19 protein-coding genes are annotated in these 21,489 nt (G+C 71.2%); 13 read left to right on the top strand and 6 right to left on the bottom strand.

Translation table 11 applies throughout. From position 1 onward, the window contains the following. Positions 1–47: 47 nt before the first annotated feature. The 4 genes from ACIGZJ_RS22130 to ACIGZJ_RS22115 form a co-directional block, all read right to left on the bottom strand. Positions 48–839 (bottom strand): ABC transporter permease, encoded by a 792-nt coding sequence (locus tag ACIGZJ_RS22130; protein ID WP_396458812.1) that lies wholly within the window; start codon positions 837–839, stop codon positions 48–50. Next, positions 836–1,822, bottom strand: a complete 987-nt coding sequence (locus tag ACIGZJ_RS22125; RefSeq protein WP_396458811.1) for an ATP-binding cassette domain-containing protein — start codon at positions 1,820–1,822, stop codon at positions 836–838. Before ACIGZJ_RS22125 ends, ACIGZJ_RS22130 begins: the two co-directional genes overlap by 4 nt. Positions 1,823–2,389: 567 nt before the next feature. After that, positions 2,390–2,758, bottom strand: coding sequence for a DUF1048 domain-containing protein (locus ACIGZJ_RS22120; RefSeq protein ID WP_396458810.1), 369 nt, complete (start codon positions 2,756–2,758; stop codon positions 2,390–2,392). Positions 2,759–2,760: 2 nt separating this feature from the next. Beyond that, a complete protein-coding gene (locus tag ACIGZJ_RS22115; protein WP_396458809.1) occupies positions 2,761–3,090 on the bottom strand; it encodes a PadR family transcriptional regulator in 330 nt (109 codons plus the stop codon). 610 nt (positions 3,091–3,700) lie between these two features. Here ACIGZJ_RS22115 and ACIGZJ_RS22110 point away from each other — a divergent pair. From ACIGZJ_RS22110 to ACIGZJ_RS22055, 12 genes are all read left to right on the top strand, one after another. Next, on the top strand, positions 3,701–4,528 hold the full coding sequence (locus ACIGZJ_RS22110; RefSeq protein ID WP_396458808.1) for an SDR family NAD(P)-dependent oxidoreductase: 828 nt from the start codon (positions 3,701–3,703) through the stop codon (positions 4,526–4,528). Positions 4,529–4,561: 33 nt separating this feature from the next. Continuing rightward, on the top strand, positions 4,562–4,636 hold the full coding sequence (locus ACIGZJ_RS22105; protein WP_396321813.1) for a 50S ribosomal protein bL37: 75 nt from the start codon (positions 4,562–4,564) through the stop codon (positions 4,634–4,636). A 226-nt stretch (positions 4,637–4,862) separates the two neighbouring features. Beyond that, positions 4,863–6,695, top strand: coding sequence for an APC family permease (locus ACIGZJ_RS22100; RefSeq protein WP_396458807.1), 1,833 nt, complete (start codon positions 4,863–4,865; stop codon positions 6,693–6,695). Positions 6,696–7,041: 346 nt separating this feature from the next. Then, positions 7,042–7,131: a K(+)-transporting ATPase subunit F gene (kdpF, locus tag ACIGZJ_RS22095; protein ID WP_037831562.1), complete on the top strand. Its 90-nt coding sequence runs from the start codon at positions 7,042–7,044 to the stop codon at positions 7,129–7,131. Between the two features lies 1 nt (position 7,132). Beyond that, positions 7,133–8,794, top strand: coding sequence for a potassium-transporting ATPase subunit KdpA (kdpA, locus tag ACIGZJ_RS22090; protein ID WP_396458806.1), 1,662 nt, complete (start codon positions 7,133–7,135; stop codon positions 8,792–8,794). Beyond that, on the top strand, positions 8,794–10,908 hold the full coding sequence (gene kdpB, locus ACIGZJ_RS22085; protein WP_396458805.1) for a potassium-transporting ATPase subunit KdpB: 2,115 nt from the start codon (positions 8,794–8,796) through the stop codon (positions 10,906–10,908). The genes kdpA and kdpB overlap by 1 nt, the downstream gene beginning before the upstream one ends. Before the next feature lie 17 nt (positions 10,909–10,925). Further along, positions 10,926–11,561: a K(+)-transporting ATPase subunit C gene (kdpC, locus tag ACIGZJ_RS22080; protein ID WP_396458804.1), complete on the top strand. Its 636-nt coding sequence runs from the start codon at positions 10,926–10,928 to the stop codon at positions 11,559–11,561. A 124-nt stretch (positions 11,562–11,685) separates the two neighbouring features. Further along, entirely contained in the window at positions 11,686–14,316 is a 2,631-nt protein-coding gene (locus tag ACIGZJ_RS22075) for an ATP-binding protein (protein WP_396458803.1), read from the top strand. After that, positions 14,313–14,987 (top strand): response regulator, encoded by a 675-nt coding sequence (locus ACIGZJ_RS22070; protein WP_396458802.1) that lies wholly within the window; start codon positions 14,313–14,315, stop codon positions 14,985–14,987. Before ACIGZJ_RS22075 ends, ACIGZJ_RS22070 begins: the two co-directional genes overlap by 4 nt. A gap of 311 nt (positions 14,988–15,298) precedes the next feature. After that, positions 15,299–16,753 carry a hypothetical protein gene (locus ACIGZJ_RS22065; protein ID WP_396458801.1) on the top strand — a complete coding sequence of 485 codons (1,455 nt, stop codon included), beginning with the start codon at positions 15,299–15,301 and terminating at the stop codon, positions 16,751–16,753. Positions 16,754–16,876: 123 nt separating this feature from the next. Then, positions 16,877–17,095 carry a hypothetical protein gene (locus ACIGZJ_RS22060; RefSeq protein ID WP_396458800.1) on the top strand — a complete coding sequence of 73 codons (219 nt, stop codon included), beginning with the start codon at positions 16,877–16,879 and terminating at the stop codon, positions 17,093–17,095. Positions 17,096–17,538: 443 nt separating this feature from the next. Further along, a complete protein-coding gene (locus ACIGZJ_RS22055) occupies positions 17,539–17,880 on the top strand; it encodes a hypothetical protein (protein WP_396458799.1) in 342 nt (113 codons plus the stop codon). A gap of 38 nt (positions 17,881–17,918) precedes the next feature. Here ACIGZJ_RS22055 and ACIGZJ_RS22050 read toward each other — a convergent pair whose 3' ends face one another. Beyond that, positions 17,919–19,187, bottom strand: a complete 1,269-nt coding sequence (locus ACIGZJ_RS22050) for an FAD-dependent monooxygenase (RefSeq protein WP_396458798.1) — start codon at positions 19,185–19,187, stop codon at positions 17,919–17,921. 221 nt (positions 19,188–19,408) lie between these two features. Between ACIGZJ_RS22050 and ACIGZJ_RS22045 the strand changes: the two genes are divergently transcribed. Continuing rightward, entirely contained in the window at positions 19,409–20,323 is a 915-nt protein-coding gene (locus ACIGZJ_RS22045) for a LysR family transcriptional regulator (protein WP_396458797.1), read from the top strand. 79 nt (positions 20,324–20,402) lie between these two features. Here ACIGZJ_RS22045 and ACIGZJ_RS22040 read toward each other — a convergent pair whose 3' ends face one another. Beyond that, complete coding sequence (locus ACIGZJ_RS22040; protein WP_396458796.1) at positions 20,403–21,392, bottom strand: AraC family transcriptional regulator; 990 nt, start codon at positions 21,390–21,392, stop codon at positions 20,403–20,405. Positions 21,393–21,489: the final 97 nt, after the last annotated feature.

The following is a 21,489-nucleotide window of genomic DNA, read 5'->3' as shown; positions in this document are numbered from 1 at the left end:
TGCGCCGCCCTGGAGAGAGACGGGCTGCAGGGGGGCAGCCCGCGCACTCACTTCGGGTCGCGGTTGAACTGTGCCGTCGACCAGCGGTAGCCCAGCGCGGTCAGGCCGACGCACCAGGCGATCGCGATCCAGCCGTTGTTGCCGATGTGGGTGCCGAGCAGCAGGCCGCGCAGGGTCTCGATGGCGGGCGTGAACGGCTGGTACTCGGCGATCGGCTGGAACCAGCCCGGCATCGTGTCGGCCGGGATGAAGGCGCTGGAGATGAGCGGGAGGAGGATCAGCGGTTGTGCGCTGTTGGCGGCCGCCTCGGCGTTCGGGCTGGCCATGCCGATGCCGACCGCGATCCAGGTGAACGCCAGGGCGAACAGCGTGAGCAGTCCGAACGCCGCGAGCCAGTCCAGAACGGTGGCATCGTGGGGGCGAAAGCCGACGGCCACGGCGACGGCACCGACGAGGACCACGCTGGCGATGCACTGCAGCACGCTGCCGATGACGTGCCCGATGATCACAGAGCCGCGGTGGATCGCCAGCGTGCGGAAGCGGGCGATGAGGCCCTCGCTCATGTCCATGGAGATGTGCACCGCGGCTCCGATCACGGTGCTGCCGATGGTCATCATCAGGATGCCCGGGACGATGTAGGCGATGTACTCGGAGCGGTCGGCGCCGTGGCCGCCGATACCCCCGCTCATCACGTCTCCGAAGATGTAGACGAAGAGCAGCAGCAGCATGATCGGCGCGAGTAGCAGGTTCAGGGTTCCGGACGGGTAGCGCCGCGCGTGCAGGAGGTTGCGGCGCAGCATCGTGGACGAGTCGCGGACGGCGAGGGAGAGGGAGCTCATCGGACGGTCTCCTTGGGCTGGTTGGGGATGTCGGCGGGGCCGGTGAGGGCGAAGAACACGTCGTCGAGGTCGGGGGTGTGGACGGTCAGTTCGTCGGCCTCGATGCCGGCGGTGTTCAGCCGGTCGAGGACGGCGCGCAGTTCGCGCTGGCTGCCGTCGCTGGGGATCTGCAGGGACAGGGCCTCGTCGTCGCGGGCGGCGTCGGGCAGGGCGGTGGCGGCGCCCTGGTAGGCGGCCGGGTCGGTGAAGCGCAGGCGGACGTGTCCGCCGGGGACGAGCCGCTTGAGCTCCTCGGCGGTGCCCTCGGCGGCGATCCGGCCGTCGTTGAGGACGGCGATGCGGTCGGCGAGCTCGTCGGCCTCGTCCAGGTACTGGGTGGTGAGGAAGACGGTGGTGCCGCCGGAGACCAGCTCGCGGATGATCCCCCACATGGTGTGGCGTGAGCGCGGGTCGAGGCCGGTGGTCGGCTCGTCGAGGAAGATGATCCGCGGGTCGCCGACCAGGGTCATGGCGATGTCCAGGCGGCGCTTCATGCCGCCGGAGTAGGTGGAGGCGGGCTTCTTCGCGGCCTCGGTAAGGTCGAAGCGCTCCAGCAGCTCGGCAGCGATGCGGCGGCCCTTCTGCTTGGGCAGGTGGTGCAGGTCCGCCATGAGGAGCATGTTCTCCTCGCCGGTGATCAGGCCGTCGACGGCCGAGAACTGGCCGGTGACGCCGATCGCGGCCCGCACGGCCTGCGGGTCGGCGGCGATGTTGTGGCCCGCGACCTGGGCCTGTCCGCCGTCGGCGGTGATGAGGGTGGAGAGGATCTTCACGGCGGTGGTCTTGCCGGCGCCGTTCGGCCCGAGCAGTGCGAACACGGATCCGGCCGGGATGTGCAGATCGATGCCGTCGAGGACGGTCTTGTCGCCGTACGACTTGCGCAGACCGACGGCGGAGACGGCGGCCGGCGACGGGTAGCCGCCGCTCCTGCTGGATGTGGGCATGACAAATGAAGGCATGGAGCCCTCCCGTTCAAAGGCTGAAGTGACTGGGGGTGGCCGAGCTGGGGATGGTTCTTCGGGGTCAGGAGCGGGCGCGGCGGATCGGTGTTGACGTGCGGGTGCGGGTAGGGGTGTGGATCTGTGCGGTGCCCTCGGTCTCCTCCGGGCCCTGGGCGCGGGGAGCGTGTTGCGCACCTGCCAGGGGCCCGAGTTGACGTCGACTCAGGCAGGGGTGTCTGCGGCGATGCCGACCATCACGTCACTGCGCGCGGTCCCGAGCACGACCGAATACCCCGTCGAGTCGGTGGGCCGGGAGGACTCACGCGCCTGCGCATCCGGCGTGGCGACGTCGAAGCCGTTGACGGTAGCCGTCTTCGCACCGGCCTTGAGCAGCGGGGGCGGGTGTGTTCACGACCGTGGACCTGCCCGCCCTGTTCGAACCGGGCAGGGCAAGGATGCTGCCCGGCGGTGCGGCGAAGGGCACGCCGCGCAGCTCCTTGCTCGTCTGTTTGCAGGACTCCTCAGGGCCGTGCGCGCGGATTGACGGTTCGGAGTTCGTGCGTGCAGTCTTCAGGACGCCTGGTCCTCGGCGCGCGCGAGGTCGTCGGCCAGCCGCTTCCGCGCGCGAGTGGGGACATAGCCCCCCTCCGAGTAGTTCCGGGCGAACGCCTCGACGAACTCCGCGGGGTCCTCCCCGACGATCTCGTGGATCGGCATTCCGTCCGCCGCGGCCTGTTCGAACAGGTCGGCGAGGTCTTCGAACATCGACGCATTGCTGTCGCCGTCGGTCGGCACGAAGTGCATCAGGTACCGCTCGATCGCTTCGACCGCCGTGCGGTAGTTCTCGGGAAGCCCCTTGACGCGGGCCTTGTACGCCCTCCAGCGCTTCTTGGGCCCGATCACCTTCGAGATGAAGCCGCCCTTTTCGACATCGGACATGGTCACCTTCCTCCTTCGCGGAGCTGTTCCAGTCGTTCCGTGAGGAAGCTCCACGTCCTCCAGAACTCTTCGAGGTACTCCCGCCCCTGGGCGTTGAGGGAGTACACCTTGCGTGGCGGCCCCTTCTCGGAGGGGACCTTCGCCACGTCGACGAGGCCGCGCTTCTCGATCCTGACGAGCAGTGCGTAGACGGTCCCCTCGGCGATGTCGGAGAAACCCTGCTCCCGCAGCCCTGCGGTGATCTCGTAGCCGTGCGCGGGCCGGCTGGAGAGGGACGCGATGATGATGCCCTCCAGCGTGCCCTTGAGCATCTCCGTCTCCAGCTTGGACATGGGAAACCTCCTTTCCGAGGTATTCAGTGTTACTGACTACTGCTACACAGTAACGCTGACTACCGGTACTTAGCAAGAGCGAGTAGTGGAGGTGTGGGCCGGCACCGCGGGCACTCGGTTCAGCAGCGGTGCCGACGGGGAGCCGAGTGGGCCGCACTACTCTCGAACGCCATGTCTGAGCAGGAGGCGTGGGCGCTGTACCGCTGCTACTCGGTCCCGATTCCCACGGCTCGCGTCGATCGGGAGTCAAGGGCCTGTCAGGGAGTCGTCAGGGGCTCGTCATGGATGGCGAGCAGGCTTGCCCGGGCTCCGCAGGGTGGCGTTGGATGGGGGGCATGAACCGCTCGACACGCCACCACGACCGTCCGCCGCATACGCGGCCGCGGGTCGTCGCTGTCGCGGTCACCGCCGCCGTCCGGTAGGTCCGAGCCTCCCCGCTCCGTCGCCGGCCCGCGTGCCGCGTAGTGCCGTCCGCCTCCCTCGCCACTTTGCGCGGGGGAGGCGGACGCGTCCTTCACCGTTCCACCCTTCTCCGCACCACCGGCCCCCGGGGGCGTGCACTGTCACGTCCTCCGGCACCCCGGCGGTGCCCGCCACCCTTGGATGGGTCATGTCCGACGCTGTTCTGTCCACGCTGTCGTCCCGCACCGCCCTGGTCACCGGGGCCTCCTCCGGCATCGGCTGGGAGAGCGCCCGTCTGCTGGCCGGGCTCGGCGCCACCGTCCTGGTGCACGCCCGAACCGCCGCCGAGGCCGAGGACGCCGTCGACCGGCTGGTCGCCGCCGGCGCCCGGCGCGACCGACTCGTCGAACTGGCAGCCGACTTCACCCACCTCTCGGAGGTCGCGGTGCTGGCCGGCAAGGTCGTGAAGCACTATCCGGCGCTGGACCTGCTGGTCAACAACGCCGCCGTGATGGCCCCCGAGCGCTGCACCCTCACCGACGACGGCAACGAGGTCTCGCTCCAGGTCAACTTCCTCGCCGCGCACCTGCTCGCCAGGCTGCTGCGCGCCCCGCTCTCTGCCGCCGGCGACGCGCGGATCGTCAACGTCTCCTCCTCGCTGCACCGCACCGCCTCGATGAACTGGACCGACCCGCACCGCACCAAGAAGTACTCCCGGGTCGCGGCCTACGCGCAGTCCCAGCTCGCCCTGACCATGGCCACCGCCGACATGGCCCCGGCCGGCTCCGGCATCACCGCCGTCAGCCTCAACCCGGGCCTGTGCGACACCGCGCTGCTGCCGCTGTACGGCCGGGTCGGCGGGCCGCCGGCCGAGGGCGCGGCCGCCGTGGTACGGCTCTGCCTGCCGGACGTGCCGCTGCTCAACGGCGAGTACTACGACGGCGGCGAGCTCGCCCCGACGGCCGCGGCCGCCCAGGAGGAACGCTCGCAGAAGCGCCTCGGCAAGCTCGCCGACCGGCTCGTCGGCCAGGCCTGACCCGTCCCCCTTACCGCTTCCGGAGAGAACGACATGTCCAAGCGTGCCCGTAAGAAGAAGGCCCGTCGGAAGAAGAAGGCCAACCACGGCCGCAAACCGGGCCGGTAACCCCATGACCCACCCGGTGCCGCGTGCCACCGGCACCGGGTGAACCCCAGCGGCCCCCGGGGCCTGTCCGCCTGTGGGGACGGGCGGCCCCGGGGGCCGTTGCATGCCCACGGCCGTCAAGATGCCGTCAAGGCTGCTGGTGTCCGCGTCAAGGGAGCGCAATAAGCGGCGGCAGGGCTTCCGGACGGCCGCACGATCGTGGAACGCACGATCGATGGAGAAGCGGATGTCGGACATCACCACCCCGGTTGTCACCGCCGGGACCGAGTCGCCGGATACCGGCGCGGTCCCGGAGGACCGTCACCGGTTGACGGCGCTGGGCGGGCTGGCGGCGCTGTCGCTGGATGCGATGGCCTCGGTCGCGTACGGGCCGGAGTCGATCGTGCTGGTACTGGCGGCGGCCGGGGCGTACGGGTTGGGGTTCACGCTGCCGGTGACGGTGGCGATCGCCGTGCTGCTGGCGGTGCTGGTGGCCTCGTACCGGCAGGTGATCGCGGCGTTCCCGGACGGCGGTGGCGCGTACGCGGTGGCGAAGGCGCACCTGGGGCGGCGGACGGCGCTGACGGCGGCGGCCTCCCTCGTCATCGACTACATCCTGAACGTGGCGGTCTCGGTGACGGCCGGCGTGGCGGCGCTGACCTCGGCGGTGCCGGGCCTGTACGGGGACCGCATCTGGCTCTGCCTGGGCGTGCTCGCCCTGGTGACGGCGGTGAACCTGCGCGGCATCGCGGAGTCGGCGCGCTGGTTCCTGGCGCCGACCGCGGTGTTCGTGCTGTCGGTCCTGGCGATCATCGTGGTCGGCCTGTTCCGGGACGCGCCGGCGAGCACCGAGGCCGCCGCCGGACACGCGTCCGCACTGGCCGGCAACGCCACCGCGGTGGGCGCACTGCTGCTGCTCAAGGCCTTCGCGGCCGGCTGCTCGGCGCTGACCGGCGTGGAGGCGGTGGCGAACGCCGTCCCGTCCTTCCGTGCGCCGGGCGTGAAGCGCGCGCAGCACACCGAGGTCGCGCTCGGCGCGCTGCTGGGCGTGATGCTGATCGGCCTGGCCGTCCTGATCGGCCGCTTCCACCTCCAGCCGGTCGAAGGCGTCACCGTCCTCGCCCAGCTCGCCGACGCCTCGCTCGGCCACGGCGCCGGCTTCTACCTCGTCCAGTTCGCCACTGTCGTCCTGCTCGGCCTGGCCGCGAACACCTCCTTCGGCGGCCTGCCCGTCCTGCTCCACCTGCTCGCCCGCGACAACCACCTCCCGCACGTCTTCGCGCTGCGCGCCGACCGCCAGGTCCACCGCCACGGCGTCCTCTTCCTCGCGGTGGTCTCCGCCGTGCTGCTGGTCGGATCGGGCGGGGACGTCAACCGCCTCGTCCCGCTGTTCGCGATCGGGGTGTTCGTCGGCTTCACCGTCTGCCAGGTCGGCATGGTCCGCCACTGGTTCCTGGAGAGGCCGGCACGCTGGCGCGCCAGGGCCGCCCTGAACGGCTTCGGTGCGCTGCTCACCGGCGTCGCCGCCCTCGTCGTCACCGGCACCAAGTTCACCGAGGGCGCCTGGGGCATCTGCCTGGCCCTGCCGCTGCTGGTCCTGCTCTTCGAGGCGGTCCACCGCGGCTACACCCGGATCGGCGAACGCCTGGAACTCGGCCGCGTCCCCGGCCCGCTCACCCCGCAGCGCAGCCTGGTCGTCGTCCCGGTCACCGCGATCACCCGCCTCACCCGCGACGCCCTCTGCGCCGCCCTCTCGCTCGGCGACGAGGTCCTGGCCGTCACCGTCGTCCACGACGGCGCCGAGGCCGAGGCGCTGCGCCGGGACTGGGAGCTCTGGCAGCCGGGGGTGCCGCTGGTGGAGCTCCCGGACGACCACCGCCGGCTCGGCCCGCCGATCGCCGCCTTCGTCAACCGGCTCGCCGCCGAGCACGCCTACGACCGCCTCACCGTGCTGATCCCCGAGGTCGAGCCGGCCCGCTTCTGGCAGCGCCCGCTGCAGAACCGGCGCGGCGCCGTCATCGACCGGGCGTTGCGCCGCCACACCGACGCCGTGGTCTGCCGGCTGCGGATGCGGATGTAGCAGGACGAGGAAGGGCCTGAACGTCGGGCCCCGGACAGCGCCGCTGCCCGGGGCCCGAAGCGCGTTTAGGACAACCCGCGGTCTCGGGTGAATGACGCAGACATCAAGGCCGCGTCAATGTTTCCGGACCCCCCGTATGGAGGGCATCAGGGAACCGCTGCGCGCCCCCACCGGCTGGTTTGCTGCTCCAGCCGGTCTTCCCCCGGTGCCGCGCCGAGCCCTCCGGGGCCGGCCGCGGCATCCTCGTAGTCGCTCTGGTGGAGCCCATGTCCGATCTCATCTACGTCGGTGTCACGGTCGTCGTGTTCGCCGTCATCGCCCTGATCGCGCGGGGGGTGGAGAAGCTGTGAGCGCGGAGAACATCGCAGGTCTCATCGTCGCCGTCGCCCTCGTCGGCTACCTCATCCTCGCGCTGATCTACCCGGAGAAGTTCTGACATGAGCTCCACTGTTGCGGGCTGGTTGCAGTTCCTGGCCCTGGTGGCCGCGTTGGTGCTGTGCTACCGGCCGCTGGGCGACTACATCGCCCACCTCCTGACCTCCAAGAAGCACCTCAGAGCCGAGCGTGGCCTGTACAAGGTGATCGGCGTGGACGGCGACGCCGATCAGCGCTGGCCGGTGTACCTGCGCTCGGTGCTGGCGTTCTCGGCCGTCTCCGTGCTCTTCCTCTACGGCCTGATCCGGGTGCAGCAGTGGCTGCCGCTGGGCCTCGGCGTCGAGCAGATGCCGGGCCACCAGGCGTGGAACACCGCGATCTCGTTCGTGGCGAACACCAACTGGCAGTCCTACAGCGGCGAGTCCGCGATGGGCCACCTGGTGCAGATGGCGGGCCTGGCGGTGCAGAACTTCGTCTCGGCGGCGGTGGGCATCGCGATCGTGGCGGCGCTGATCCGCGGGTTCACCCGCAACCGCACGGACCGGGTGGGCAACTTCTGGGTGGACCTGACCCGGATCTCGCTGCGGCTGCTGCTGCCGGTCTCGGTCGTCTTCGCCCTGGTGCTGCTGGCCAACGGCGTCGTGCAGAACCTTCACGGCTTCCACGAGGTGGCCACGCTGGGCGGCGGTACGCAGTCGGTCCCGGGCGGGCCGGTGGCCTCGCAGGAGGTCATCAAGGAGCTGGGTACCAACGGCGGCGGTTTCTACAACGCCAACTCGGCGCACCCGTTCGAGAACCCGACCGGGTTCACGAACCTCCTGGAGATCTTCCTCATCCTGCTGATCCCGTTCGCGCTGCCGCGCGCCTTCGGGAGGATGGTGGGTGACAACCGGCAGGGCTACGCGATCGTCGCGGTGATGGGCCTGTTCTGGGTGGCCTCGGTCGCGCTGATCACGTTCTTCGAGGCGCAGCACGACGGTTCGGCGATGCAGGCGGCCGGCGGGGCGATGGAGGGCAAGGAGCAGCGGTTCGGCATCGCGGCCTCGGGTCTGTTCGCGGCGTCGACGACGCTGACGTCGACGGGTGCGGTGAACTCCTTCCACGACTCGTACTCGCCGTTCGGCGGCGGGCTGACGATGTTCAACATGATGCTGGGCGAGATCGCGCCCGGCGGTACCGGTTCGGGCCTGTACGGGATGCTGGTGCTGGCGATCGTCGCGGTGTTCGTGGCCGGGCTGATGGTCGGGCGCACCCCGGAGTACCTGGGCAAGAAGCTGGGCGGGCGGGAGATGAAGTTCGCCTCCCTGTACATCCTGACCACGCCGACGATCGTGCTGATCGGCACGGGTGTGGCGATGGCGCTGCCCGGCGAGCGGGCCGGGATGCTCAACTCCGGTGCGCACGGCTTCTCCGAGGTGCTGTACGCGTTCACCTCCGCCTCGAACAACAACGGTTCGGCGTTCGCCGGTATCACGGTGAACACGGACTGGTACGACACGGCGCTGGGTCTGGCGATGGTGTTCGGCCGGTTCCTGCCGATGGTGTTCGTCCTGGCGCTGGCCGGCGCGCTCGCGCAGCAGCAGCCCGTCCCCGCCACCCCGGGCACCCTGCCCACCCACAAGCCGCTGTTCGTGGGCCTGCTGTCGGGCGTCGTCCTGATCGTCGTCGGCCTCACCTACTTCCCGGCCCTGGCCCTCGGGCCGATCGCGGAAGGTCTCTCCTGATGTCGTCCCCCACTCTTACTCCCACTCCGGCTGACAAGGCCGAGAGCACGGTGCCCCACAGAGTCTCCGGCGGGCTCCTCGATCCCAAACTGATCGTGACCTCCCTGCCGGACGCGGTGAAGAAGCTCGATCCCCGGGTGATGGTGAAGAACCCGGTGATGTTCGTGGTCGAGGTCGGCTCGGTGGTCACCACCGTCGCCGCGATCGCGGACCCGTCGGTGTTCGCCTGGTCGATCACCGTCTGGCTCTGGCTGACCACGATCTTCGCCAACCTCGCCGAGGCCGTCGCCGAGGGCCGCGGCAAGGCGCAGGCGGACACCCTGCGCAAGACCAAGACCGACACCATGGCGCGCCGCCTCACCGACTGGCCGAAGAGCCGGGCCGAGGAGGAGGTCCCCGGCACCGCCCTGCGCCTGGGCGACCACGTCGTGGTCGAGGCCGGCCAGATCATCCCCGGCGACGGCGACGTCGTCGAGGGCGTCGCCTCGGTGGACGAGTCGGCGATCACGGGTGAGTCCGCGCCGGTGATCCGCGAGTCGGGCGGTGACCGCAGTGCGGTGACCGGCGGCACCAAGGTGCTGTCCGACCGGATCGTGGTGAAGATCGCCTCGGAGCCGGGCAAGTCGTTCATCGACCGGATGATCGCCCTGGTCGAGGGCGCCGCCCGGCAGAAGACGCCGAACGAGATCGCGCTCAACATCCTGCTGGCCTCGCTGACCATCGTCTTCCTGATCGCCGTCGTCACGCTCCAGCCGATGGCGACCTTCGCGGGCGCGCCGCAGTCGATGATCGTGCTGGTCGCCCTGATCGTGGCGCTCATCCCGACCACCATCGGCGCGCTGCTCTCCGCGATCGGCATCGCCGGCATGGACCGCCTCGTCCAGCGCAACGTGCTGGCGATGTCCGGCCGCGCCGTCGAGGCCGCCGGGGACGTCAACACCCTGCTGCTTGACAAGACCGGCACCATCACCCTCGGCAACCGCCAGGCCGCAGAGTTCCTACCCGCTCCGGGTGTGGAGCAGGACGACCTGGCCAGCGCCGCTCAGCTGTCCTCCCTCGCGGACGAGACCCCCGAGGGCCGCTCGATCGTCGTCCTCGCCAAGACGGAGTACGGCCTGCGGGCCCGCGCCCAGGGCGAGCTGACGCACGCCACCTGGGTGCCGTTCACCGCGCAGACCCGGATGTCGGGTGTCGACCTGGACGAGGCCGACGGGGTACACCAGGTCCGCAAGGGCGCGGCCAACGCGGTCACCAACTGGGTGAACGAGCAGGGCGGTTCGGTCGGCCCAGAGGTGTCGGCGCTCGTCGACGGCATCTCCGGCGCGGGCGGCACGCCACTGGTCGTCGCCACCAGGATCGGCTCCAAGCCCGCCCGGGTCCTGGGTGTCATCCACCTCAAGGACGTGGTGAAGGAGGGTATGCGGGAGCGGTTCGACGAGCTGCGCCGGATGGGCATCAAGACCATCATGATCACGGGTGACAACCCGCTGACCGCCCGGGCGATCGCGCAGGAGGCCGGCGTGGACGACTTCCTCGCCGAGGCCACCCCCGAGGACAAGATGGCCCTGATCAAGAAGGAGCAGGAGGGCGGCAAGCTGGTCGCGATGACCGGCGACGGCACCAACGACGCCCCCGCCCTCGCCCAGGCCGACGTCGGCGTCGCCATGAACACCGGGACCATGGCGGCCAAGGAGGCCGGCAACATGGTCGACCTCGACTCCAACCCCACCAAGCTGATCGAGATCGTCGAGATCGGCAAGCAGCTCCTGATCACCCGCGGCGCCCTCACCACCTTCTCCATCGCCAACGACGTCGCGAAGTACTTCGCGATCATCCCGGCGATGTTCGCCGCGGTCTACCCGGGCCTGGACAGGCTCAACATCATGGGCCTGCACAGCCCCCAGTCCGCCATCACCTCGGCGATCGTCTTCAACGCCCTGGTCATCATCGGCCTCATCCCGCTCGCCCTGCGCGGCGTCAAGTACCGGCCGTCCGACGCCAGTTCGCTGCTGCGAAGGAACATCGGGGTCTACGGCTTCGGCGGGCTGGTGGTCCCCTTCGTCGGGATCAAGCTGATCGACCTGGTCGTCCAGTTCATCCCCGGCCTGAGCTGAGAGAGGAGAAACGCATCATGTCCAAGCCCCTGCCCACCACCGTGCGCACGCACTTCACCGCGCTGCGGATGCTGCTGGTGATGACGGTGGTCCTCGGCCTCGCCTACCCGCTGCTGGTCACCGGCATCGGCCAGGCCGTCTTCAGCGACAAGGCCAACGGCTCGATCGTGAAGGCCGCCGACGGCAAGGAGATCGGCTCCAGCCTGCTGGGCCAGAGCTACGACCTGCCGAAGAAGAACCCCGACGACGCCGACGAGGCGGCCAGGCCGGACCCGCAGTGGTTCCAGCCCCGGCCCTCGGCCAACGGCTACGGCGGAAAGGTCTCCGGCGCCTCCAACCTGGGCCCCAACAGCGAGGACCTCACCACAACGGTCGAGGACCGCCGCAAGGCCGTCGCCGAGTTCGACGGGGTCGACCCGGCGAGCGTGCCGGTGGACGCGGTCACCGCCTCCGGCTCCGGCCTCGACCCGCACATCTCCGTCGCCTACGCCAAGGAGCAGGTCGCCCGGGTCGCCAAGGCCCGCGGCAACGTCTCGTCCGAGCAGCTGAACAAGCTCGTCGAGAAGTACACCGAGAGCCGCTCGCTCGGCTTCCTCGGCGACGAGGGCGTCAACGTCGTCCTGCTCAACAAGGCGCTGAGCGAGCAGAAGTGACCTTGCGTCGGATAGCCGAGTAACCGGACCGGCCCGGGCGCGGGAGAACCTCTCCTGTGCCCGGGTCGGTCGCCCATATCCGCTGTACCTCCGATCGGCCCCCTCAGACGAAAGAGCAGCGCCCATGGCTCGCGACCTCACCCTCGGCACCACGCACCGCCGTGGCCGGCTGAGGGTGTACCTCGGTTCCGCCCCCGGTGTCGGCAAGACCTACCGGATGCTGGACGAGGCCCACCGCAGACAGGAGCGCGGTGCGGACGTGGTGGTCGGTTACATCGAGTGCCACGGGCGGAGGTTCACCGAAGGGCTGGTGGACGGGCTCGAAATGCTGCCAAGAATCAGGCGGACCTATCGGGACGCCGAGTTCGAGGAGATGGACCTGGACGCCCTGATCGCCCGGCGTCCCTCGGTGGCGCTGGTCGACGAGCTGGCGCACACCAACATCCCGGGTGGCCGCAACGCCAAGCGCTGGCAGGACATCGACGAGCTGCTCGACGCCGGGATCGACGTCATCACCACCGTCAACGTCCAGCACCTGGAATCGCTGAACGACGTCGTCCAGAAGATCACCGGCATTCCCCAGCGCGAGACGGTCCCGGACGAGGTGGTCCGCCGGGCCGACCAGATCGAGCTGGTCGACATGGCCCCCCAGGCGCTGCGGCGTCGGATGGCCCACGGCAACGTCTACAAGGCGGAGAAGGTGGACGCGGCGCTCTCCAACTACTTCCGGGTCGGCAACCTGACCGCCCTGCGCGAGCTCGCCCTGCTCTGGGTGGCCGGCCGGGTCGACGAGGGCCTGCGCGACTACCGGGCCAGCCACGACATCGACCGCGTCTGGGAGACCCGCGAACGCGTCGTGGTCGCCCTCACCGGCGGCCCCGAGGGCGAGACCCTCATCCGCCGCGCCGCCCGGATCGCCGACCGGACGGCGGGCGGTGATCTGCTCGCGGTGCATGTGAGCCGCAGTGACGGGCTGGCAGGGGCGTCGTCGGGGGCCCTTGCCCAGCAGCGGCAGCTGGTCGAGGCGTTGGGCGGCAGCTACCACGTGGTGGTCGGGGACGACATCCCGACCGCGTTGCTGGCGTTCGCCCGGGCGCATGACGCCACGCAGCTGGTGCTGGGCACCAGTCGCCGGGGTCGCCTCACCCGCTTCCTCACCGGGCCCGGCAACGGGCAGACCACCGTGGACGCCTCCGAGGACATCGACGTCCACATGGTCACCCACGAGTTCACCGGCCGCGGCCGGCTGCCCTCGCTCGGCCGCCGCCACTCCAAGCGCCGCACCATCGCCGGGTTCGCGTCGGGGCTGGTGGTTCCCGCGCTGCTGACCGCGCTGCTGTCTCCGTTCCACACCCAGCTGAACCTGACGACGGACGCGCTGATCTTCCAGCTCGGCGTGGTGGCCGTGGCGTTGCTCGGCGGAGCGACCTCGGCCCTGCTGGCCTCCGTCATCGCCTCGCTGCTGCTGAACTACTTCTTCATCCCGCCCGTCCACAACCTCACCATCGGCGAGACCAACAACCTCGTCGCCCTGATCGTCTTCGCCGCCGTGGCCCTGACCGTATCCACCGTGGTCGACCACGCGAGCCGGCTCACCACCCGGGCCGCCCGGGCCACCGCCGAGGCCGAAACCCTCTCCACCCTGGCCGGCAGCGTGCTGCGCGGCGCCGACGCCCTGCCCGCCCTGCTGGAGAAGTCCAGGACGGCCTTCGGCATGCACTCCGTCGTCCTCCTCGACCGGGCGACCGGCCGGACGATCGCGTGCAGCGAGGCGGCGGCCGACGCCGGCGCCGAGCACGGAAGCGGGGACGGCGGTGTCGCGGACCACGAGGTGACCGAGATGCCCGTCGGGGAGAGCGCTCTCCTCGTGCTCACCGGCCGTCGCCTGCCCGCCGCCGACCAGCGCGTCCTCACCGCCTTCGCCGCGCACGTCGCCGCCGCCCTGGAACGCGACCGGCTCGCCACCGTCGCCGCCGAGGTCGAGCCGATCAAGGCCGCCGACCGGATGCGCACCGCCCTGCTCGCCGCCGTCAGCCACGACCTGCGCACCCCGCTCGCCGCCGCCCTCGCCTCGATCGGCTCGCTGCGCAGTCCGGATGTGGAGTTCTCGGATCAGGACCAGGCCGAGCTGCTCGCCATGGCGGACGAGTCCCTGGTCAAGCTCACCCGGCTGGTGGACAACCTGCTCGACATGAGCCGCCTCCAGGCCGGCGCCCTCACCCTCCACCTGGCGCCCACACATCTGGAGGAGATCCTGCCGCGCGCGGTGGACTCGCTCCCGGACCCGTACGCGCCGGTTCAGCCGCTCGACCTGGACACGGTGCCGGCGGTGCTGGTCGACCCGCCGCTGCTGGAGCGCGTGCTGGCCAACGTCATCACCAACGCGCTGCGGCACAACGCCCCCGGCGCCCCCGTCCTGGTCGCCGCCAGCCACCACCAGGACCGGGTCGAGATCCGCGTCATCGACCGCGGCCCCGGCATCGCCCCCGAGGACCGCGACCGCGTCTTCCTCCCCTTCCAGCGCCTCGGCGACACCGACAACACCACCGGCGTCGGCCTCGGCCTCGCCCTCTCCCGCGGCCTCGCCGAGGCCATGGGCGGCAGCCTGGAGGTGGAGGACACCCCCGGCGGCGGCACCACCATGCTCCTCACCCTGCCCGCCGCACCGGACGAGGCGGCCATCGACGAGGACACCCTGACGGTTCCGGCGCCCGAGGCCGGTGCGGACCACCTGGAGAGGAATACGGACCGATGAGTCACATCCTGGTCGTCGACGACGAGCCGGCGCTGCTTCGCGCACTGCGGATCAACCTCCAGGCGCGCCACTACTCGGTCCTGACGGCGGGTACCGGACAGGAGGCGCTCGACTCGGTCGGCCAGACGCCACCGGAGGCCGTGGTGCTGGATCTCGGGCTGCCCGACTTCGACGGCATGGACGTCATCCGGGGCGTCCGCTCCACGCTGGACGTGCCGATCATCGTGCTGTCGGGGCGGGCCGACACCGGGGAGAAGATCCGGGCGCTCGACGCGGGGGCGGACGACTACGTCACGAAGCCGTTCGTCATGGACGAGCTCTTCGCCCGGCTGAGGGCCATCCTGCGCCGACCGGTGACGACGGAACCCGCACCGCCGCCGCGGATCGGCCCGCACGTGATCGATCTCGCCGCCGCCACGGTCACCGGGCCTGACGGAACGGTGCGGCTCACGCCCACCGAATGGAAGATCCTTGCCCTGTTGATGGCCAATCCGGGCCGGCTGGTGCCCGGGCGGCAGATCCTGGCCGAGGTGTGGGGCCCGCAGGCGGAGGGCAACGGCAACTATCTGCGGGTCTACCTGGCCGCCATGCGCCGCAAGCTCGAAGCCGATCCGGCGCGCCCGCGCCACCTGATCACCGAGCCCGGCATCGGCTACCGCTACCAGCCCTGATCCGTGGGCGCCAATGGTTCGTCAAGATCGCCGGGTGGGGCGTCAAGGAGGCATCAGGAGAGGCCGGATGTCGCTGCGGCGGGCGTAGCGTCAGTGGTGAGGAAACGGTTCGCCAGCAGGGTCAACGACTGAAGGCGCACCGTGCCGAAATCCCAGCCCGGACGGTTCAGTCAGGGCCGTTTTCGGCGGCCAGTGAAAACAGGGTAGGGGGGCGCGCGGCGATGCCAACGGGTACGTCGGGCAGATCGGTTGTCGTGGGGGCAACGGGTTCGCCGGGGGAGGCGGGCTTTGATCCGCTCGAATCAACACCCGTGCCGCGCGCCTCCCGTCACTGGAATCCTCGTCCGAAGGTCTCCCGTGGCTGGTTCCACCGCTCGTGGTGGAACACCCCGCGCCTGGTACGCGGCCTCACCGGGCTCTGCCTGGCGGCGCTGCTGACCACGGCAGCTGCCACCGCCACCGTCCTGACCGGCGCTCGCGACGGCTCTGACACCATCGGCCACCACGCCGCACCCCAGGTGGTGCGCTCCGCGGACCTGTACTTCGCGCTCAACGACATGGACGCCCAAGCCGCCAACCTGCTGCTGTTCGGAGCCGATCCGGACTTCGCGGTCCTGCGCAAGCAGACCCTGGAGACGTACGAACAGCGCCGTGCCCAGGCCGACACCGACCTTCAGCGCGTCACCGAGGCGGTGGCCGGCGATCCGGCCGGACAGCGGGCGGTGCAGACCGTCATCGGCGAACTCGGCCGCTACGAGAGCCGGGTGGCCCGGGCCCAGCTGCTGGAGGAGCAGGCCCACGCCCCCGCCGGCAAGCCGTCGGCCGAGGCACTCGCGGCCTACCGGGAGGCGACCGACCTGCTGCGGCAGCGCCTGCTGCCCGCCGTGGACGAGGTCACGGCGGCCAACTCGGCCACTGTCGACCGGATCTACACGGCGCAGCGAGGCGATCTCGGCGCCGGCTGGTGGTGGATCCTGGTCACCGGCCTGCTCGCGCTCGCCTCGCTGGGGGGCCTTCAGCGGGTCCTGGCGGTGCGCTTCCACCGGCTGATGAACGTGCCACTCGCCGTCACCACCCTGCTGGCCCTGGTCGGGCTGATCACCGGACTGGCCCTCGTCTCCCGGGCGGACCACCAGCTGGTCGTAGCGAAGAGCAACTCCTATGACTCGGTGATCGCCCTCGGCCGGGCCCGTGCGGTGTCGTACGACCTGAACGCGGACGAGAGCCGCTACCTGACCGACCCCGCCCGGGCGGCCGCCTACGAGCAGAGCTTCTTCGACAAGACCCAGGCCTTCGCCCGGGTCGACGGTGCCGGCCTCGCCACCTACAACGCGAAGCTCGCCGCCCTGGCGGACACCCACCGCGCCGACCACGGGACCGTCGGATTCGGCGGGTTCCTGGGCGACGAGCTGCGGAACGTCACCTTCGCCGGCGAGCAGGACGCGGCCGAGCGCGTGCTCGCGGCGTTCCAGGCCTACCAGCGGGACGACCGCAGGATCCGCGAACTCAACGCGCAGGGGCGCCTCAAGGAGGCCGTCGCCTTCAACACCGGCCTCGCCGCCGGCCAGTCCAACGCCGACTTCGGTCTCCTCGGCGCCGCGCTCGACGACGTCCAGGCCATCAACCAACGCGCCCTCGACCACGCGGTCGCGGTCACCGACGACGACCTCGACGCGGTCTCCGCGGCCGCGGGCGGGACGGTGCTCGCGGCGGTGTTGGCGCTCACCCTGCTGGGGGTCCGACCCAGGCTGCGGGAGTACGCCTGACGCGGTTCGCGGCGTTGGGAGCGCGTTCGGACCTCGTCAGGGAATCGTCAACGAAGCGTTCTTGATGATGAGTTGGCCGCTGGCGTGCCGATGATCATTCGTACGGGGCAACACGGGGGAGCAGTGGCGAACAGCTTTCGGGTCGATGCGAGTGGGCTCGGCCAGGTGTCGAAGGAGCTGCGGGAGGCGACCGGCATCGTGGTCGGCGCGATGCACGCGCTCGAAAAGGCCTCGCCGCAGGTGGCCGGCCACCTCGCGCTGGACGGGGCCTGCGGGCACGTCGGCGGTGAGTGGAAGTACGGGGCTGAAGCAGCTGAACGAGACGCTGCACGCCATCGGTGAGGGTCTGGATGCCACGGCGAAGGCCTATCGGGAGACCGACGAGGCGATCAAGGGCGTGCTGAGCCCGAAAGCGGCCGTCTGATGGCGGGCCCGGGACAGGCTCAGGGCCTCGGCTGGCCGGGATGGGGGCCGAAGGTCGAGCGGGACGGCTTCGAAGCGCTGGGGTTCGACCCCGCGCCGGGCAGCCTCAGTGGTGTCGACACCCTGGTGAAGGACCTCCGGCTGGCTGCCAAGGAGCTGACCGAGGCCCTTGGCAGCGTCCAGCGGGCGTCGCGGAACGGCCAGGCGTGGCAGAGGGCGGCGGCTCCTGCCGCGCGGCGGCCGGCAGTGGGGAGAGCTGCTGGTGCCCGGAGGTCCCCTGATCATCGGCCTGGAGAACGCCTGGAACGACGGCTCGCAGAAGGACAAGGCGGCTGCAGGTAAGGGGAGTTGAAACGGTGGACATGAGCCGGACGGCTCTGCTGCTCGACGGCCCGCCAAGCGTCGATCAGCCCGTCAACCTCTTCTCCTTCGGCGAGGCGGAGATGCGCTGGCTGTGCTGGCTCTACGGCTACCGCCTGGAGTACTTCAAGCAGTTCTCCGACCGCTTCGGGAGCGCCCGGGTGCGGGCGGCACTCGACCCGGACCCGAGAGCGGCCGTCCGGGCGGACTGGATGCGCCGCCCGGACCTGCGTCCGGGCATGCCCTCGCCGGTGCCGTGGGGCCCGCCACGGCCCGGAGGCCCGGTGGTGTGGACGCCGCCGGGCTGGCCGCCGGGCCTGCCACCCTCCGGTTGGGGTGGTTGACGGCATGCAGAACCGCGCCGAAGCCCGGTCGGTCCGGCTCACCCGTGGAGCGGCTCCTGACCGGCGGCGATGGCAGGGACGACCGTCCAGGAGGGGTGGGTGTTGACCTGGGTCACGGTGGCCCCGCCCAGCTGCTTGTAGCGGGCCGCGATCTCCTCGGCCTCCCCGACGGGCAGCGCCCCGCCGCCTTCCTCGGCTCGGGCGATGGTCTCCTCCGGTCCCAAATCCCGGTTGGCCAGCACGATCGCGTTGACGGTCGGCCGGCGCATCCGGTCGTAGCGGCGCAGGGCGGCCACGGCGTCGTCGTCCCGGGCCAGGCACCAGGCCAGCACCCGGCTGTCGACGACGGACTGCGATCCTCCGTTCATGCCCATGGGGAACATCGGGTGCGCGGCGTCGCCGAGGAGGGTGACCCGTCCGAAGCTCCAGCGGGGCAGCGGATCGCGGTCGATCATCGGGTACTCGACGATCGCCGAGGAGCGTTCGGCGAGCGCCGTGAGGTCGATCCAGGGCAGGTTCCACGACGACAGCCCGGCGCGGGCCTCCGCCGCGGTGACGCGACGGCCGGGGCCGCCCGCGGGTGGGGCGGACGGGCCGTGCCGCACCTCCAGCACCCAGTTCACCAGGGCGTCGGTGGACGCGGTCGCGGGGTCCTCGATCGGGTAGGCGACGAACTTCGCACCGGGGGTGCCGCCGGCCACCACGATCGAACGGCCGTCTAGGACGTGCGGGAGCTGTGCGACCCCGCGCCACATGTGGACGCCGTTCCCGTTCGGGAGGCCCTCGTCCGGGTACAGCCGGCTGCGGACCACGGAGTCGATGCCGTCGGCGCCGACCAGCACGTCGGCGTCATCGACCACGGGCCGACCGCTCGACCGGTCCAGGAACCGGGCACGGACGCCGCCGGCGCTCTGCTCGAAGCTCCGGAACAGCAGGCCGGTGCGGACCGAGTCGGGCCCCAGCCGCTCGCGTACCGCCGCGAGCAGCAGCATCTGCAGACGGCCGCGGTGCACGGAGTACTGCGGCCAGTGGTATCCGGCGGCGCGTCCCAGCGGCTCCTCCCAGACCGCCCGGCCCGCCCGGTCGCGATAGCTCAGCAGGTGCGGGGCCAGCGCGACGGAGGCCAGCTCGCCGTCCAGGCCGAGTTCGGAGAGTTCCCGGACGGCGTGCGGCAACAGGTTGATCCCGACGCCGACCGCCTCGACCGTGCGCGCCGCCTCGTACACCCGTGGTGCGAAGCCGGCGGCGTGCAGGCTCAGGGCGCAGGTCAGTCCGGCGATGCCGCCGCCGACGACGGTCACTCTCATCTGCCTGTCCTCGCCCTTCGCCGGAGTCACGGGTCTGGCCGACACCCTGCCACCAGCCTCGGGCAGCCGGCCGCGCGCGTCCAATACGCAGCAGTGATGGCGGCCGTCACGATCGCTGATCGCACCCGGGAATCGTCGTACCGTCATACCGGTGCGGCCGCAGCCCGCGGCAGGACACCGCAACCCGGCTTTCCAGCTGCGGAGTTGATAGTTTGTCCGTCATGGAGCTCCGCACACTCGAGTATTTCGTCGCGGTGGCGGAGGAGCGGTCGTTCACGAAGGCGGCGGCCCGCTGTCATGTCGTGCAGCCCGCGATCAGCCAGCAGATCCAGGCCCTGGAGAAGGAGCTGGGGGAGCCGCTGTTCGAACGGCTGCCCCGGCAGGTGGTCCTCACCTCCGGCGGCGCCGCGCTGCTGCCGCACGCCCGCGCCTGTCTGGCGTCGGCCGCGTCGGCCGTCCTGGAGTTCGCCGACCGCTCGGGCCTGCTCAGCGGCTCGTTCGCGCTGGGGACAGTCGGCGGTCTGGAGGGCACCGGCATCCCCCGGCTGCTGGGGGAGTACCACCGCCGGTACCCCCGGGTCGCGGTGAGTCTCGCCGGGGCGTCGAGTCCTTCGCTGCTGGCGAAGGTCCGTGACGGGGAGATCGACGCGGCCGTGGTCGCGGGACCGCCGGACGGCGAACCCGCCGGGGTGGCCTCGCGGGTGCTCCTGGAGGACCGGATCGTCGCGGTCCTCCCCGCCGGAAGCCGGCCCGCGAACCGTCCGATGACCCTCGACGAGGCGGTCCGCGGCCCGGTCATCAGCTACGGCCCCGACAGCGGAGTGCACGCGTTCGTCCGCGCGGCCTTCGCCGCGGAGGGGCTGCGGCTGGACATCGCCTATGCGACGAACGACGTCGCCCTCCAGCTCGCGCTGGTCGCCGAGCGGATCGGTATCGCCCTGACCTCCCGTGCGAGTCCGGTCCTCGCCGCCGACCGGCGCTTCGTCGTCGTTCCGCTGGAGCCCGCCGTCCGGTTGCGGAAGGTGTTCGTGTGGCGGGCGGGTACCCGGCCGTGTGCGCCGTTGCGGGCTTTTCTCGACCTGTGGACGGAGCTGTCCGACCGGCCGGCGCGGGCCGGGGCCGCCACCGGTGGATGACGTCCGCAGGCGCGGGCGGTCGCAGGCCGGCGCGGGCCGACGCGGCGCCGGTGCACCGCCGGACCGGGGCGCGAAGGGGCTACGGTCCGAGGGGTGATGACGGTTCGGCGCCACCCTCCCGTATCGTGCGGCGGTAGTGGAGCGGGGCTGTGCCGGTGACGCGTTTGAAGGCGTTGCTGAAGGCGCTCTCCGAGGAGTACCCGAGGGCGGCGGCCAGGGCGGCGACCGGCCTGTCGTCGTACCGCAGGCCGTGTCGGGCCAGCCGTATGCGCCAGTTGCAGAGGTAGGTCAGGGGCGGAGCGCCGGCGACCGTCCTGAACCGAGTCGCGAAGCTGGTGCGCGACATGGCCGCCGCCGCGGCCAGTTCGGCCAGGGTCCACGGGTGGGCGGGGTCTCCGTGCATGAGCCGCAGCGCCGGGCCGATGCGCGCGTCACTCAGCGCCCGCAGCCAGCCGGTGGGGAAGGTGTGGGCCTCGCGCAGGAAGGCGCGCAGGACTTGGACGAAGAGCAGCCGGGCCAGATGGTTCGCCGCGAACGTGGCGCCGGGCCGGTCCGCATGCATCTCCTGGAACGCCTGGGTGAGGAGCCAGCAGGCCGCCGGAGCCTCAAGAGTCGTGGCCCGCATGTGTATCAGGGGCGGCAGAGCGTCGAGGAAGAGGTCCCTTCCGGCGGCTTCGAGCTCGAGGTGGCCCCCGATCGCGACGGTCTCCGGGGCGCCCGGAGGCCCTGTGTGGTGGAAGGGCTCCACGGTCGCCTTCAGCACCGGCAGGGCTTCGGTCGGAGGCAGGCCCGGTGCGCTCGCCAGCACGTACCGCCGGTCGCCGGTGAGGACCACGACATCGCCCGCCTCCAGCAGGACCGGCGCGGCGATCCCGTCCATCAGCAGCCAGGTGGTGCCTTCGAGGACCGCGTGGAGCTTCAGCCTGCCGGGCGCGGGAAACGCCAGCGACCAGGGGCCGGTGAAGGTGAGGCCACGCGTCAGCGCCCAGCGGGCGCCGACCAGTTCGAGTGCCTCGGCGATCGGGTCGCCCCCCATCGGGTGCGGGGACGGCGCGGGCAGGAGGTCCATGGCGGGACTGTCGCGCAAACCGCAAGGGCGGGCAACTGTCCGCCGGCAACCGGAAACCCGGCGCCGACCAGGGCCGGAACGCGGGCCCGTCGCCCGG

Source organism: Kitasatospora sp. NPDC052868, from assembly GCF_044547105.1.
In the GTDB taxonomy this organism is placed as follows: Bacteria; Actinomycetota; Actinomycetes; order Streptomycetales; family Streptomycetaceae; genus Kitasatospora.
This window is presented reverse-complemented; position numbering and strand designations above follow the sequence as displayed.

Excerpts from the sequence above, each read along its gene's own strand:
- ACIGZJ_RS22130 (WP_396458812.1), bottom strand. The coding sequence starts at position 839 with ATGAGCTCCCTCTCCCTCGCCGTCCGCGACTCGTCCACGATGCTGCGC.
- ACIGZJ_RS22125 (WP_396458811.1), bottom strand. The coding sequence starts at position 1,822 with ATGCCCACATCCAGCAGGAGCGGCGGCTACCCGTCGCCGGCCGCCGTC.
- ACIGZJ_RS22120 (WP_396458810.1), bottom strand. The coding sequence starts at position 2,758 with ATGTCCGATGTCGAAAAGGGCGGCTTCATCTCGAAGGTGATCGGGCCC.
- ACIGZJ_RS22115 (WP_396458809.1), bottom strand. The coding sequence starts at position 3,090 with ATGTCCAAGCTGGAGACGGAGATGCTCAAGGGCACGCTGGAGGGCATC.
- ACIGZJ_RS22110 (WP_396458808.1), top strand. The coding sequence starts at position 3,701 with ATGTCCGACGCTGTTCTGTCCACGCTGTCGTCCCGCACCGCCCTGGTC.
- ACIGZJ_RS22100 (WP_396458807.1), top strand. The coding sequence starts at position 4,863 with ATGTCGGACATCACCACCCCGGTTGTCACCGCCGGGACCGAGTCGCCG.
- kdpA (WP_396458806.1), top strand. The coding sequence starts at position 7,133 with ATGAGCTCCACTGTTGCGGGCTGGTTGCAGTTCCTGGCCCTGGTGGCC.
- kdpB (WP_396458805.1), top strand. The coding sequence starts at position 8,794 with ATGTCGTCCCCCACTCTTACTCCCACTCCGGCTGACAAGGCCGAGAGC.
- kdpC (WP_396458804.1), top strand. The coding sequence starts at position 10,926 with ATGTCCAAGCCCCTGCCCACCACCGTGCGCACGCACTTCACCGCGCTG.
- ACIGZJ_RS22075 (WP_396458803.1), top strand. The coding sequence starts at position 11,686 with ATGGCTCGCGACCTCACCCTCGGCACCACGCACCGCCGTGGCCGGCTG.
- ACIGZJ_RS22070 (WP_396458802.1), top strand. The coding sequence starts at position 14,313 with ATGAGTCACATCCTGGTCGTCGACGACGAGCCGGCGCTGCTTCGCGCA.
- ACIGZJ_RS22055 (WP_396458799.1), top strand. The coding sequence starts at position 17,539 with ATGAGCCGGACGGCTCTGCTGCTCGACGGCCCGCCAAGCGTCGATCAG.
- ACIGZJ_RS22050 (WP_396458798.1), bottom strand. The coding sequence starts at position 19,187 with ATGAGAGTGACCGTCGTCGGCGGCGGCATCGCCGGACTGACCTGCGCC.
- ACIGZJ_RS22045 (WP_396458797.1), top strand. The coding sequence starts at position 19,409 with ATGGAGCTCCGCACACTCGAGTATTTCGTCGCGGTGGCGGAGGAGCGG.
- ACIGZJ_RS22040 (WP_396458796.1), bottom strand. The coding sequence starts at position 21,392 with ATGGACCTCCTGCCCGCGCCGTCCCCGCACCCGATGGGGGGCGACCCG.